This window comes from Bradyrhizobium sp., assembly GCF_052389815.1.
Taxonomy (GTDB): Bacteria; Pseudomonadota; Alphaproteobacteria; order Rhizobiales; family Xanthobacteraceae; genus Bradyrhizobium.
Window position 1 is genome coordinate 1 of record NZ_JBQTHN010000235.1, and the last position, 13,682, is coordinate 13,682.

General features: G+C 65.4%; 11 protein-coding genes. 7 read left to right on the forward strand and 4 right to left on the reverse strand.

The window, feature by feature from the left end:
• Nucleotides 1-368 precede the first annotated feature (368 nt).
• Complete coding sequence (locus ACT4OC_RS30845; protein WP_444842846.1) at nucleotides 369-1,001, reverse strand: HAD-IA family hydrolase; 633 nt, start codon at nucleotides 999-1,001, stop codon at nucleotides 369-371.
• Nucleotides 1,002-1,112: 111 nt separating this feature from the next.
• Here ACT4OC_RS30845 and ACT4OC_RS30850 point away from each other — a divergent pair, with 111 nt between their 5' ends.
• Both ACT4OC_RS30850 and ACT4OC_RS30855 read left to right on the forward strand, forming a co-directional pair.
• Complete coding sequence (locus ACT4OC_RS30850) at nucleotides 1,113-1,871, forward strand: S1 family peptidase (protein WP_444842847.1); 759 nt, start codon at nucleotides 1,113-1,115, stop codon at nucleotides 1,869-1,871.
• Between the two features lie 103 nt (nucleotides 1,872-1,974).
• Nucleotides 1,975-3,480, forward strand: a complete 1,506-nt coding sequence (locus ACT4OC_RS30855) for a flavin-containing monooxygenase (protein ID WP_444842848.1) — start codon at nucleotides 1,975-1,977, stop codon at nucleotides 3,478-3,480.
• Between the two features lie 25 nt (nucleotides 3,481-3,505).
• Here ACT4OC_RS30855 and ACT4OC_RS30860 read toward each other — a convergent pair whose 3' ends face one another.
• On the reverse strand, nucleotides 3,506-5,056 hold the full coding sequence (locus ACT4OC_RS30860; RefSeq protein ID WP_444842849.1) for an acyl-CoA synthetase: 1,551 nt from the start codon (nucleotides 5,054-5,056) through the stop codon (nucleotides 3,506-3,508).
• Between the two features lie 195 nt (nucleotides 5,057-5,251).
• Between ACT4OC_RS30860 and ACT4OC_RS30865 the strand changes: the two genes are divergently transcribed.
• The 4 genes from ACT4OC_RS30865 to ACT4OC_RS30880 all read left to right on the forward strand — a co-directional run bounded on the left by ACT4OC_RS30865 (nucleotide 5,252) and on the right by ACT4OC_RS30880 (nucleotide 9,290).
• On the forward strand, nucleotides 5,252-6,406 hold the full coding sequence (locus ACT4OC_RS30865; protein ID WP_444842850.1) for an acyl-CoA dehydrogenase family protein: 1,155 nt from the start codon (nucleotides 5,252-5,254) through the stop codon (nucleotides 6,404-6,406).
• A 139-nt stretch (nucleotides 6,407-6,545) separates the two neighbouring features.
• Complete coding sequence (locus tag ACT4OC_RS30870; protein ID WP_444842851.1) at nucleotides 6,546-7,712, forward strand: acyl-CoA dehydrogenase family protein; 1,167 nt, start codon at nucleotides 6,546-6,548, stop codon at nucleotides 7,710-7,712.
• Nucleotides 7,712-8,368 (forward strand): glutathione S-transferase family protein, encoded by a 657-nt coding sequence (locus ACT4OC_RS30875; protein WP_444842852.1) that lies wholly within the window; start codon nucleotides 7,712-7,714, stop codon nucleotides 8,366-8,368. The genes ACT4OC_RS30870 and ACT4OC_RS30875 overlap by 1 nt, the downstream gene beginning before the upstream one ends.
• Before the next feature lie 127 nt (nucleotides 8,369-8,495).
• Nucleotides 8,496-9,290 (forward strand): helix-turn-helix domain-containing protein, encoded by a 795-nt coding sequence (locus tag ACT4OC_RS30880; RefSeq protein WP_444842853.1) that lies wholly within the window; start codon nucleotides 8,496-8,498, stop codon nucleotides 9,288-9,290.
• On the opposite strand, the gene ACT4OC_RS30885 is transcribed toward ACT4OC_RS30880, so the two are convergent.
• The gene (locus tag ACT4OC_RS30885) at nucleotides 9,260-11,803 is read right to left on the reverse strand and encodes a cation-translocating P-type ATPase (RefSeq protein WP_444842854.1); all 2,544 of its coding nucleotides are present in this window, start codon (nucleotides 11,801-11,803) and stop codon (nucleotides 9,260-9,262) included. The two genes, ACT4OC_RS30880 and ACT4OC_RS30885, sit on opposite strands and share 31 nt — an antisense overlap.
• A 10-nt stretch (nucleotides 11,804-11,813) precedes the next feature.
• A complete protein-coding gene (locus ACT4OC_RS30890; RefSeq protein WP_444842855.1) occupies nucleotides 11,814-12,656 on the reverse strand; it encodes a universal stress protein in 843 nt (280 codons plus the stop codon).
• 226 nt (nucleotides 12,657-12,882) lie between these two features.
• Between ACT4OC_RS30890 and ACT4OC_RS30895 the strand changes: the two genes are divergently transcribed.
• Nucleotides 12,883-13,682: 3-keto-5-aminohexanoate cleavage protein (locus tag ACT4OC_RS30895; protein WP_444842856.1), on the forward strand; the 800-nt coding region annotated here is incomplete at its 3' end.

A 13,682-nucleotide genomic window follows, 5' to 3' on the forward strand; every position in this document is an offset into this window, starting at 1 on the left:
AGGTCGGGATGTCCTGGCTGTACCTGTCAAATCCGTGTGCGTTTTCTTACTACCGTTGCACACGGTGCTGCGGGCGCAGCCGGCGCCCGGCCTTCTCCGCGCCCTCTATCCAAGAGGGAGCAACGAACGACAGCAACCCGGGCGAAATCGAGTCGCGGGAATGATTTCGGCTGTTTGAAATCTGAATCAGCAAACTCCGCTGTCGTCCCGGACAAGCGAGCGTTAGCGAGCGCCGATCCGGGACCCATAACCACAGGAAGTCATTTTGCGAAGGCTGGAGCTCCATCTCATTCCAACAACATCGCCCTGTGGTTATGGGTCCCGGCGTTCGCCGGGACGACCGAGAGCGACGCGCCATCGCACTCGACCTACCGCAACGCCAGCCCGGTCGCCGCTTCCAACTCGCCGATCGCTTGCGCCGCGTTCAGCACCTTGATCGTCGTCATGCCCATTTCGCGCGCGGGCTTCAGGTTGATGCCGAGGTCGTCGAGATAGACGCACTTGTTCGGATCGACGCCGAGCTTTTCCACCATCATCGCGTAGATGCGCGGGTCCGGCTTGCGCAGGCCGATCTTGGCGGATTCGATGACGTGGTCGAACAGCGCCATCACCTCGGCGATGTACAGCGTGCGGCCGGAGGCCGAGCCGATCGTATTGGCGGGCAGGTTGTTGGTGATGCAGCCGGTCCTGAACTTCGCCTTGATGCGCGTCAGCGCCTCGACCATTTCGGGGCGGAGGTCGCCGGACAACAGCGGCAGCACGTCCTTGCCGCGCACCTCCGCGCCGAGCGCCAGCGACTCCGCGGCGAACAGGGCGTCGAAGGCTTCGATGTCGACCTCGGCGCGCTCGAACTTCGCCCAGGCGTTCTCCAGGTGATTGGCGGCATTGGTGCGGCGGATGATGTCGGCGGGCAGGCCGCGCTCGCTCTCGAACCGCGCGAACGCCTCGAAGGGCGAGGTGGTCAATACCCCGCCGAAATCCCAGATCACCGCCTCGATCATTGCGCGCCTCGGTTCCAGCTGCTGCCGCGGCAGCGGCTAACATGGAATGCCAATGCAAACCAGTCCTCATCCGCGCTTGGCGGGTTGAGGCCGAACCGCTATTTCTGCAGCATGAAATACGCATTGCCGTTTCTTGCAGCCATTGCGCTGCTCTCAGCCGCGCCGGCGCGGGCCATTGTCGGCGGCGGCGCGCCCCAGGCCGATGGCGTTGCCCGCTCGATCGTCACCATCGTGGGCTCGCGCGGCAATTTCTGCACCGGCAGTCTCATTGCGCCGAAGATCGTCCTCACCGCGGCGCATTGCGTGCAGCCCGGCGCGGAATACCGGATCGTCGACAACAGCTCGGGCCAGCCGGTGCTGCAGACCATCCGTCGCGTCGCGATCCATCCTGCCTTCAGGATGGATGCCTTTTCGGCGCACCGCGCCACCGCCGATGTCGCGCTGCTGCAGCTCGAACAGCCAGCCAAGGGCAAATCGCCGTCCGTGCTCGGCATGCCGAATATTCCGATCGCCGTCGGCGGCCGCTTCACCATTGCCGGCATCGGCGTTGCCGTGCGCGGCGACGGCAAGAGCGGCGGCACCATCCGCGTTGCGAGTCTCGTCGCCACCGGCAGGCCCGGCACGTTGCAGATTCGTCTGGTCGATCCCGTCGGCCAGGGCACGCGCGACGGGCTCGGGGCCTGCACCGGCGATTCCGGCGCGCCCGTGTTCGAGGACAAGCAGGGTGGACCTGCAATCGTCGGCGTCGTCAGCTGGTCGACCGGGCCGAACGGCAGCGCCGGCTGCGGCGGCATGACCGGCGTCACTCCGCTGACGCTGTATCGCGACTGGCTGTTGCAGATCGCCCGGCAATGGGGAGGAGCCCTGTAAGTTTGCGGCAGCCGCATGCAGCTGCGTCGCCTTGTTTGTGAAGTCGTGGCCCGCTACAAATTTTTCAGGAAATGCTCAACCGTTCAAACAAAGATTGAAACAGATGAACGTCACCGCGCCCTCCCGTACGATTTCCGCCGCGCAGAAAGTCGAACATTTCGACGTGCTGATCGTCGGCGCCGGCATCTCCGGCGTCGGCAGCGCCTATCACCTGACCAGGCAGATGCCCGGCACCTCCTTCGTGGTGCTGGAAGAGCAGGAGACCTTCGGCGGCACCTGGTGGACGCACAAATATCCTGGCATCCGCTCCGACAGCGACCTGCACACCTTCGGCTACAGCTTCAAGCCATGGGTCGGGCCGCCGATCGCGACCGCGGAGGAGATCCTCTCCTATATGGGCGAGGTGATCGAGGAGAACGATCTCCGAAGGCATATCCGCTACAACCATCACATCAGCCATGCCAGCTGGTCGAGCGAGACCAACCTCTGGACCATCGACGCCGTCGACAAGGTCACGGGCGAAGAAAAGCGCTTCACCGCGAACTTCCTATGGATGTGCCAGGGTTACTATCGCCATTCGGAAGGCTACACGCCGGAATGGACCGATATGGACAAGTTCAAGGGCCGGATCGTCCATCCGCAGACCTGGCCGAAGGATCTCGCCACCGAAGGCAAGAAGATCGTCGTGATCGGTTCCGGCGCCACTGCCGCGACGCTGATCCCGAGCATCGCCGGCAAGTGCGAACATGTCACCATGCTGCAGCGCTCGCCGACCTATTTCCGCACCGGCCGCAACGCGATCGAGATCGCCGAGGAGCTGCGCCGGCTGCAAATCAAGGAGGAGTGGATCCACGAGATCGTGCGGCGCAAGATCCTGTTCGAGCAGGACTGGTTCACCAAGCGCTGCTTCAGCGATCCCGACGCCGTGAAGAAGGAGCTGATCGGCGCCGTGCAGGCTGTGCTCCCGGAAGGCTTCGACGTCGAGAAGCATTTTACGCCGAGCTACCGGCCGTGGCGCCAGCGCATCGCCTTCGTGCCCGACGCCGACCTGTTCGAGGCGGTGAAGAGCGGCAACGCCTCCGTCGTCACCGACGAGATCGACCGTTTCACCGAAAAGGGCATCCTGCTCAAGTCCGGCAAGGAGCTCGCGGCCGACATCATCGTCACCGCAACCGGCTTCAACCTCTGCATGCTCGGCGACATCGGCTTCGAGATCGACGGCAAGCCGCTCGATTTCGCCGACACCGTCACCTATCGCGGCATGATGTTCACGGGCGTGCCGAACATGGCCTGGGTGTTCGGCTATTTCCGCGCCAGCTGGACCCTGCGCACCGACCTCGTCGCCGACTTCGTCTGCCGCCTGCTGGCGCACATGAAGGAGAAGGGCGCAAGGCGCGTGGTGCCGACCTTGCGCAAGCAGGACGACAACATGCCGCTGCTGCCGTGGATCGACGAGGAGAACTTCAATCCCGGCTACATGCTGCGCCACATGCACCTGTTGCCGAAGCGCGGCGACAAGCCGGACTGGCAGCACACCCAGGATTACTGGGCCGAAAAGGACGAAATCCCGGCGATCGACCTCGACGATTCCGCTTTCACGTACGGCTGAGCATCAATGACGAAGGAGCCGTTGGCTACGACGCCGCCGCGCTCGCATCCGTCGGCTTGGCCACGCTGAACTGCTTGCGCAGCGTCGGCTTGTGGATCTTGCCCGTGGCATTGCGCGGCAGCGCCTCGACGAACTCGATCAGCCGCGGGCACTTGAACCTCGCCAGATTGGCGGCGCAGTGCGCGTGGATCTCCGCCGGCGTCAGCGTGTGTCCCGGCTTCACCGCGACGATGGCCATGCCGACCTCACCCCATTGCTCGTTGGGAATGCCGATGATGGCGGCCTCGGCCACGGCGGTGAGCTGATGCAGCACGCTCTCGACTTCCGCCGGATACACATTTTCGCCGCCGGAGATGTACATGTCCTTCCAGCGGTCGACGATGTAGTAGAATCCGTCCTCGTCGATCCGTGTGGCATCGCCGGTGTGCAGCCAGCCATCGGTGAAGGAGGACTGGTTGGCGTCCGGCCGGTTCCAGTAGCCGGGCGTGACGTTCGGCCCCTTGACCCAGAGCTCACCGAGCTCGCCGACATCGGCGTCGCTGCCGTCGGGCCGCACGATCCGCACCTCCGTGTGCAGCACCGGCTTGCCGGAGGAGCCGGCCTTGCGCGCGGCATCTTGCTTGTCGAGCACCATCACCGCCGGCGAGGTCTCGGTCATGCCATAGCCCTGCTGCAACGCCACGCCGCGCGCTTCCCACACTTTCAGCAGCGGCACCGGCATCGGCGCGCCGCCGACGCCGCCGATCACGAGGCGGCTGAAATCGGCGCCGGCGAAGGAAGGATGCTGCGCCATGAACTGGTAGATCGAGGGCACGCCGAAGAACACGTTGATGCCAACAGCGGGGTCGTTGATCAGTTTCAGCGCTTCAGCGGGGTCGAAGGTGCGCATGATCAGCACCGTGCCGCCGGCGTGCATCACCGGATTGGTGTAGCAATTGAGCCCGCCGGTGTGGAACAGCGGCAGCACCGTGAGCAGTACCGACGCCGGCGTGATGTAGGCCGGGCCGCCGAGATTGACGCAGTTCCAGAACGTCATGCCATGGGTGATGATGGCGCCCTTCGGCAGGCCGGTCGTGCCCGAGGTGTACATGATGGTCGAGATGTCATCGAGCGTGACGATCTCGGCCGTTTCGATCGGCTTCGCCGCCGCGATGCCGGCTTCATAGGAACCGCCGTTGCCGAACGCGAGCGCCGAGGAAACATTGCAAAGCTTGGCGACCGCAAGTGCCGTCTCGGCGAGGTCGGCATCGTGGATCATCACGACAGGCGCGGCATCGCCGACGATGAACTGCAATTCCGGCACGGTGAGGCGGTTATTGAGCGGCAGGAAGATCGCGCCAAGCCGGAAGCAGGCGAACTGAACCTCCATCGTGTCGGTCGTGTTCAGCGCCAGCACCGCAACGCGGTCGCCGCGCGTCACCTTCATCGCATCGCGCAGGTGAGCGGCCAGCCGCGAGACGCGCTCGTTCAGCTCGCCATAGGAGAAGCGGCGGCCGCTGCCGAGATCGACCAGCGCGATCTTGCCGGGATTGCGGCGGCCGTGATGGGCGATCCAGTCATAGTAACGGACGGACATGGCGGCACTCCCGGCATTCAGCGATCTGTCGTCGCCCGCTGCTTTTCACGGCTATCCTATACCATTCATTGGAGTTACCCTGTTCCAATACTTGCGTTTAGCGGCTTGCCGCATGGCAACCGCATCCGCAGCGGCTTAACGCAAGTGGACCGCCAGCAAATCGAGGCAATTTCGGCCATGCCGCGGGAGGACACCATGCTGGAGCGCACACGGCCGCAGAGCCCGTTCTATACCGGGGAGCACGAGGCGTTCCGCGACGTGATGCGCCGCTTCGTGGCGCGCGAGATCGAACCCTATGCCAGCGAATGGGACGAGGCCGGCGAATTTCCGCGGTCACTCTATGTGAAGGCGGCCGAAATCGGGCTGCTCGGGCTCGGCTTTCCGGAAGAGTATGGCGGCGTGCCTGCCGACCAATTCATGAAGATCGTGGCCGCGCAGGAACTGGCGCGTGCCGGCGCTGGCGGTGTTTCCGCCAGCCTGAACAGCCACACCATCGGCTCGCCGCCGATCGCGCGCGCCGCGCGGCCGGAGGTGAAGGCGCGGGTGCTGCCGCAGATCCTGTCGGGGCAGAAGATTTCCGCGCTTGCGATCACCGAGCCGAGCGGCGGCTCCGATGTGGCGAACCTGCGCACCAAGGCGCGGCGCGACGGCGATCATTATGTCGTCAGCGGCGAGAAGACTTTCATCACCTCTGGCATGCGCGCGGATTACCTGACGGTGGCCGTGCGCACGGGCGGGGAGGGCGCAGGCGGCGTCAGCCTGCTGCTCATACCCGGCGATACGCCGGGCCTCTCCCGCACCAAGCTGAAGAAGATGGGCTGGTGGGCCTCCGACACCGCGACGCTGCATTTCGACGAATGCCGCGTGCCGACCGAAAATCTGATCGGCGAGGAAGGTCATGGCTTCAAGATCATCATGCAGAACTTCAACAGCGAGCGCATGGGCATGGCAGCGGGCTGCACGGCGTTTGCGCGCGTCTGCGTCGACGAGGCCATCGCCTACGCCCGGGAGCGCAAGACCTTTGGCAAACCGATCGCGCAGCACCAGGTGATCCGCCACAAGATTGTCGACATGGCGCAGCGGGTGGCGGCGAGCCAGTCGATGCTGGAGCTCTTGGCCTGGCGGCTCGAGCAGGGCGAAAATCCCGTCGCCGAAATCTGCATGATGAAGAACCAGGCGACGCAAACCATGGCGTTCTGCGCCTCGGAAGCGGTGCAGATATTCGGCGGCGCCGGCTTCATGCGCGGCGTCAAGGTCGAGCGCATCTACCGCGAGGTCAAGGTCAATGCCATCGGCGGCGGCACCGAAGAGATCATGAAGGACCTCGCCTCGAGGCAGATGGGGCTGTGACGACGAGAAGACCGCCGTCATGCCCGGGCTCGTCCCGGGCATCCACGTCTTCCTTCACCGCCCGTGGTCGCAAAGACGTGGATGGCCGGGACGAGCCCGGCCATGACGGTGGATAGAGAGACCGGAGTTAGAGGAAACGATGCTGTTCACCGCCGACCACGACGAACCGCGCCGCGCGTTGCAGAAATTCATTGCGGCGGAGATCAACCCCCATGTCGACGAATGGGAGGACAACGACATCTTCCCTGCGCATGAGCTGTTCAAGAAGCTCGGCAATCTCGGCTTCCTCGGCCTCAACAAGCCCGAGGAGTTCGGCGGACAGGGGCTGGATTATTCCTACGCGCTGATGATGGCGGAAGAGTTGGGCGCGATCAAATGCGGCGGCGTGCCGATGGCGATCGGGGTGCAGACCGACATGGCGACGCCGGCGCTGGCGCGGTTCGGCTCGGACGAGGTGCGCCGCGAATTCCTCGCACCGGCGATATCGGGCGATGCCGTGGCCTGCATCGGCGTCTCCGAGCCAGGGGCCGGCTCGGACGTTGCCTCGATCAAGACCCAGGCGCGCTCGGACGGAGACGATTACGTCATCAACGGCGGCAAGATGTGGATCACCAACGGCACGCAGGCCGACTGGATCTGCTTGCTCGCCAACACCGGCGACGGCCCGGTCCACCGCAACAAGTCGCTGATCTGCGTGCCGATGAAAAGCAAGGGCGTGCAGATCGCCCGCAAGCTCGACAAGCTCGGCATGCGCTCCTCCGACACCGCGCAGATCTTCTTCGACAACGTCCGGGTGCCCAAGCGCAACCGCATCGGCGAGGAGGGCGCAGGCTTCACCTACCAGATGATCCAGTTCCAGGAGGAGCGGCTGTGGGGCGCGGCCTCCTGCCTGAAGGCGCTGGAAGTCATCATCGACGAGACGATCGAATACACCCGCGGCCGCAAGGCCTTCGGCGGCACGATCCTCGACAACCAGGTGGTGCACTTCAAGCTCGCGGAAATGCAGACCGAGGTCGAGCTGCTGCGTTCGCTGGTCTATCGCGCCGGCGAGCAGCTGGTCGCGGGCGAGGACGTGACAAAGCTCGCCAGCATGGCGAAACTGAAGGCCGGCCGGCTGGGGCGCGAGGTCACCGACGCCTGCCTGCAATATTGGGGCGGCATGGGCTTCATGAACGAGACCCACGTCAGCCGCGCCTATCGCGATTTTCGCCTGACCTCGATCGGCGGCGGCGCCGACGAGGTGATGCTGATGGTGTTGTGCAAGATGATGGGTATCCTGCCGGGTCAACGAAAAGGGAATGGCTGATGATCACGCTCTATCACTGCGACGGCGCCCGCTCGTTCCGCCCGCTCTGGATGCTCGAAGAGATGGGTCTCGCCTACGAGTTGAAGATGCTGCCGTTCCCGCCGCGCGTCTTCGCCAAGGAGTATCTCGCCATCAACCCGCTGGGCACGATTCCCTTCATGGTCGATGGCGAGACCAAAATGACGGAATCGTCCGGCATTTGTTACTATCTCGGCACCAGACACGGCCCGACGCCGCTGGTGGTCGGGCTCGACGAGCCCGCTTACGGTGCCTTCCTGAACTGGATGTATTTTTCCGACGCCACGCTGACGTTTCCGCAGACGCTGGTGCTCCGTTACAGCCAACTCGAACCGGAAGAGCGGCGCAATCCGCAGGTCGCCGGCGATTATGCAAAATGGTTCCTCGGCCGGCTGCGCGCGGTGGAGGCGGCGACGGCGAATTCCGAATGGCTGTGCGCCGGCCGCTTCACGGCGGCCGACATCGTCAATGGCTATGCGCTGCGCCTGGCCGAAACCATCGGGCTCGCCAAGGATTTCGGTCCCAACGTCGCGGCCTACTGGGCGCGGTTGCAGCAGCGCGACGCCTACAAGCGGGCGGTGGCCGCCGAGCGCAAGGCCGGTGTCGAACAGAACGTGGCGCCGCGGATCCAGGCATAAGCGCCGCTGTTGACCGTGCGCTGGTATACATCCGATCAGCCCATTCGCGCCGTGACAGAGCCCGATTTTCCGCTATGGTCTTGCCCGCCGCAGCGGCCGGAAAAGAGCCGCGCGAGGAGGATGCGCCATGGACGACAAGGGCCGTGAATCCGGTCATTTGATGCTGATCACGCCGGACCGGGTGTTCTACGCCGGCCTGGTGGGACGGCCGCGCGAGCGCTGCCAGGGTGCGTTCAATGTCTATGTCGCACTGAAGGGCAGCCTTTGGCTTACGACTTCCGATGGCGGCGAGCGTTATGGCGAATTGCTGGTCGTGCCGCCGAATTTCCGCCACACCATCGCCAGCGATCATCGCTCGGCCATCTCCGTCCTGATCGAACCCGAAAGCCTGCGGCCCGGTGCGCTCGATGACCTCACCTCGCGCCTGACCGGACCCGAGCAGGACGCGTTCATCTCGAGAATCCGCGCCGCCTACGACATGCTGCGCAACCGGCGCAGCGGCGAAGACATCACGAGCACCCGGCTGGACGCCATGTGCTTCGGCGAAGCGCTGCCGCGCCGCGAGCTCGATTCGCGCGTGACCCGGGCAATCGCGCAGATCGGAAGATTCTCCGGCGAGCCGGTGACGGCGGCGAGCTGTGCGGCGGAGGCGGGGCTGTCGTCCTCGCGTTTCCTGCATCTGTTCAAGGAAGAGACCGGAATTGCCTTCCGCTCCTTCCGCGCCTGGAAGCGTGCGCGGCATCTGTTGCACTTCGCCAACCAGGACATCAACCTCGCCCATCTCGCGCAGGATATCGGCTACCCCGATTCCACGCATTTCAGCCACTCGATCCGCCGCTTTTACGGCTTGAAGCCGCGCGCGATCTTTTCGGGTTCCCGGGATCTGGCGATCTATCGCAGCGAGGATGCGACGCTGTCCTGACGGCGCGCCGCCGCGCCCCCCAGCGCGTGGCGCAGCGGGAATTTCGAGATTTCCAGCAGCACCAGCGAGATCAGTGCGGCGCCGGCGGTGATGGCGAGATCGTCGGCATGCAGCGGGCCGAAGCGAAACAGGCCTGCCGCCGCCGGCCAGGCGAGGCTCAGCGCCAGCATCGCCGTCACAAACACGATGATAAGGGCCAGCACCCGGTTCGGCCGGGTGAAGGCTTCGACCAGCGAGCTCGAGAACGAGCGATTGACGAAGACCAGGCTGACGATGACGAGCACCAGCGAGAAGAACGTCAGCGCGCGCACTTCGTTCTCCAGCATGCCCCAGGCATTGGCCGTCACCATCACGCCGCCGGTCAGGACCAGCGCCAGGGCGCCCTGCAGCGCCGACCAGAGAACCAGGGCCTTCGGCAACAGCGGCTCGTCCGGCGAGCGCGGCGGCCGCTGCATCACATTGCGCTCCTCGGTTTCGGCCTCGAACACCAGCGAGCAGACGGGATCGATGATCATTTCCAGGAAGGCGATGTGGACCGGGCCGAACAGCAGCGGCATCCCGGTCAGCAGCGGCAGCAGCGCAAGCCCCGCGATCGGCACGTGCACCGCCAGGATGAAGCTCATCGCCTTGCGCAGATTGTCGTAGATTCGGCGGCCGAGCCGGATCGCCTTCACGATCGAGCCGAAATCGTCGTCGAGCAGCACGATGGAGGACGCCTCGCGCGCAACGTCGGTGCCGCGCCCGCCCATGGCGATACCGATATGGGCGGCCTTCAGTGACGGTGCGTCGTTGACGCCGTCGCCGGTCATGGCGACGATCTCGCCGTCCCGCTTGAGTGCGCTGACGATCCTCAGTTTTTGGTCCGGCGCGATCCGCGCGAAAGCGGTTTGCCCCTGGGCCGCGTGGGCGAGCTCGTCGTCGTCCAGCGTCTGGATCTCCGTACCCGTCAGGATGCGCGCATGATCGAGGCCGGCCTGCGCCGCGATTGCCGAGGCGGTTGCGGGATAGTCGCCTGTAATCATCACCACGCGGATGCCGGCGGACCGGCATTCGGCGACGGCATCCCTCACCTCCGGCCGTAGCGGGTCGGCAAAGCCGATCAGTCCGCAAAAGCTGAACGCAAAATCGCGCTGCGATTCCGGAAGGTCGTCAGGATCGCCGGTGGCGCACGCCACGCCGAGCACGCGCAGGCCTTCGCGGGCGAGCGCGTCCACGCGCTTGCGCAATTCAGCGAGTTCGCCTGCGCCCATGCGGCAGAGCATGCCGATGGTTTCCGGCGCACCTTTGGCAGCAACGGTGCATGCGCTGCCGGCCGAACACCACGCGTTCGACATGGCCAGGAGATCGGGGCGCAGCCCATAGCTCCGCGCGAGCTGCCGGCCGCCGGCTGCGTCCGGGCCGAGCGCGTGCAGCGCCTTTTCCATGGGATCGAACGGCTGCGGCGCGCAGGCCAGCACACCGGTTTCGATCAGCGCGGCAAATGCGGGGGCGACGGGTTCTGAAGGGACCGGCGAGCATTGCGTTCCATCGGGCAGCCGCAGCCGGGTCACGGTCATGCGATTCTGCGTCAGCGTGCCCGTCTTGTCGGTGCAGAGCACGGTTGCCGCACCGAGGGATTCGATGGCTGACGCGCGCCGTGTCAGCACGCGGGCCTGCGAGATCCGCCAGGCGCCCATAGCGAGGAATACGGTGAGGACGACCGGAAACTCCTCCGGAAGCATGGACATGCCGAGCGCGATGCCGGCCAGTACGCCTTCGAGCCAGCCGCCGCGGTAAAGCCCGTAGAGCAGCACCGTCAGCGTGATGACGGCGGCGGCGGCAATCGCGAACAGCTTCACCAGGCGCCGGGTCTGCAGCTGTAGCCGCGGGGTTTCGGTCTCCAGCGAACGCAGCGACTGCCCGATCTTGCCGATCTCGGTGTGGATTCCAGTCGATGTGACTTCCGCAATGCCGCTGCCGCGCACCACCAGCGTGCCGGAAAACACAAAGGGCAGGTCGTCGCCGCCGGTATGCGGCGGACCGGCCCCCGTCTCGGGGGGGCGGGCCTGCTTGCGCACCGGGACGGATTCTCCCGTCAACAGTGACTCATCCAGCAGCAGATCGTCGCATTGCATGACCGTGGCGTCGGCCGCAACCCGGTCTCCCTCCGAAAGCACGATCAGGTCGCCGCGCACGACGTCGCGTCCGGCGATGCGAATGCGCTCGCCGCCGCGGATCACCAGCGCGCGCGGACTGGTCAGGTCGCGCAGCGATTCCAGCACGCGCTCGGTTCGCGCCTCCTGCACGATGGTGACGGCGATGGAAAAGGAGGCAAACACCAGCAGCAGCAGCGCCTCGCCGAGGTCGCCAAGCGCGAAATAGATCGCGCCGCCGGCCAGCAGCAAGAGCAGCATCGGCTCGCGCAGCACGTCGAGGACGAGCCGCGCGATCGAGCGCCTGCCGGCGCGGGGCAGCTCGTTGAAGCCCTCGGCCTTCAGCCGGGCCAGCGCCTCGGATGCAGTCAGGCCGCGCATGGGAGGCGCATCAGTGCGACAGCAGCACCGGCAGCGGCGGGCGGGCGATCAAGTTGCGGGTTGCGCCACCGAGCACGAACTCGCGCAGGCGCGAGTGCCCGTAGGCGCCCATCACCAGCAGGTCGCTGTCATTGGCGCGCGTGGCGGCCTCCAGTGCCTCGTGGATGCTGCGCCCGGCGGCATCGACCGTTTCCAGGATCACGTCCACGCCGTGGCGGGCGAGATGTTTCGCCAGCTCGGGGCCGGAACGCCTCGTATCGATGCGCTTCTCATTGGTCACGGTGACGATGTGGACGCGCTTTGCCTTGGTGAGCAGCGGCAGCGCATCCCCAACCGCGCGCGCCGCGGGGCGGCTGAAGTCCCAGGCAACGGTCGCGGTGTTCAGGACAAAGGGCTTGCGCGGCTGGCGCGGCACCATCAGAACCGGTCGGCCCGACTCGAAGATCAGCGCCTCGGCATTGGGCTGGTCGGCGAAGTCGTTCGACTCGGCGGGGACGATGGTGAGATCGCGCAGCCGCGCATACTCGACCAGCAGTCCGGGGAGCTCCTGCGCGAGGCAACGGCCGAGGATCCGCTCCTCGAACACGCCCTTGTCCCGAGCTGCCTTCTCGAACGCGGCGAGCGCGCTTTCTGCCTGCTCGCGGCCCTTCTTCGCCTCGGTTTCGGCCATGGCGGGAACGTTGAGGAAGGCCGGCGCGATGAAGCTGCCCGGCACGGCGATCCTGGTTTCGCAGGCGATGGCCGAGAGCTTTGCGCCGATGCCGGCGGCGAAATCGACCGCAAGATCGACAGCCGCCGGGGGGGTGGCGTCAGGATAGTTCGCCAGGCTCAACAACAGGTCCTTGTAGCTCATTCCACTCTCCGCAGCGTGATTTCGGGACAAGCAATATCCTGCTCACGGCAAGTCAGTTTGACACAAAGCAAGGTTCGATGTGCGCAATTGCCGCGGTGAACTTGCGCTTTCGCAAATTCCCTCCATGCGTGCAGCGACTTGCTGCGCTGCACTTGCAGCTTGTGAACGCAAGAGGCAACTGCCTGAAGCTACCATCATGCGGTAGGAAGCATCGGGAACGAGCATCATGAGCGACAAGGCCGTCATCACCTGCGCGCTGAATGGCGTGCTGACTGACCCAAAACAGCACAACGTGCCGGTCACGCCGGAAGAGATGGCGCGCGAAGCGAGGGCCGCCTTCGATGCCGGCGCGAGCGTCATGCACATCCATCTGCGACAGCAGGCGCCGGGCAAGGGGCACCTGCCGTCCTGGGAGGTCGCCGTCAGCAGGGAAATCCAGCAGGCGATCCGCGAGGCTTGCCCCGGGGTCATCATCAACCACACGACCGGCACGTCGGGACCGCATTATGAGGGGCCGCTCGCCTGCGTGCGCGAGACCAGGCCCGAGATCGCCGCCTGCAACGCCGGTTCGCTGAACTATCTGAAGGTGAAGGCCGACAACAGCTGGGCCTGGCCGCCGATGATGTTCGATAATTCCGTCGCGAAGGTCCAGGATTTTCTCGATGCCATGAACGACGCAGGCACCATCCCCGAGTTCGAATGCTTCGACGTCGGCATCGTGCGCTCGGTCGGCATGTACGTGCAGACCGGCATGTACAAGGGCCCGCTGGAGTACAACTTCGTGATGGGCGTCGCCTCCGGCATGCCGGCCGACCCCGACCTGCTGCCGATCCTGCTCAAGCTGAAGCGCCCTGAAGGACACTGGCAAGTCACCGCGATCGGCCGCGCCGAAATCTGGCCGCTGCACCAGCGCTGCGCCGATCTCGGCGGCCACCTGCGGTCCGGCCTGGAAGACACCTTCTACATCGGCGACGGCACCAAGGTCACCTCGAACGGCCAGCTCGTCGAGGCGCTGGCCGCCTGCGC

What these genes read in the sequence shown, in the direction of transcription:
- ACT4OC_RS30880 (WP_444842853.1), top strand. Translation starts at nt 8,496, where the DNA reads ATGGACGACAAGGGCCGTGAATCCGGTCATTTGATGCTGATCACGCCG.
- ACT4OC_RS30890 (WP_444842855.1), bottom strand. Translation starts at nt 12,656, where the DNA reads ATGAGCTACAAGGACCTGTTGTTGAGCCTGGCGAACTATCCTGACGCC.
- ACT4OC_RS30885 (WP_444842854.1), bottom strand. Translation starts at nt 11,803, where the DNA reads ATGCGCGGCCTGACTGCATCCGAGGCGCTGGCCCGGCTGAAGGCCGAG.
- ACT4OC_RS30845 (WP_444842846.1), bottom strand. Translation starts at nt 1,001, where the DNA reads ATGATCGAGGCGGTGATCTGGGATTTCGGCGGGGTATTGACCACCTCG.
- ACT4OC_RS30850 (WP_444842847.1), top strand. Translation starts at nt 1,113, where the DNA reads ATGAAATACGCATTGCCGTTTCTTGCAGCCATTGCGCTGCTCTCAGCC.
- ACT4OC_RS30870 (WP_444842851.1), top strand. Translation starts at nt 6,546, where the DNA reads ATGCTGTTCACCGCCGACCACGACGAACCGCGCCGCGCGTTGCAGAAA.
- ACT4OC_RS30875 (WP_444842852.1), top strand. Translation starts at nt 7,712, where the DNA reads ATGATCACGCTCTATCACTGCGACGGCGCCCGCTCGTTCCGCCCGCTC.
- ACT4OC_RS30860 (WP_444842849.1), bottom strand. Translation starts at nt 5,056, where the DNA reads ATGTCCGTCCGTTACTATGACTGGATCGCCCATCACGGCCGCCGCAAT.
- ACT4OC_RS30855 (WP_444842848.1), top strand. Translation starts at nt 1,975, where the DNA reads ATGAACGTCACCGCGCCCTCCCGTACGATTTCCGCCGCGCAGAAAGTC.
- ACT4OC_RS30865 (WP_444842850.1), top strand. Translation starts at nt 5,252, where the DNA reads ATGCTGGAGCGCACACGGCCGCAGAGCCCGTTCTATACCGGGGAGCAC.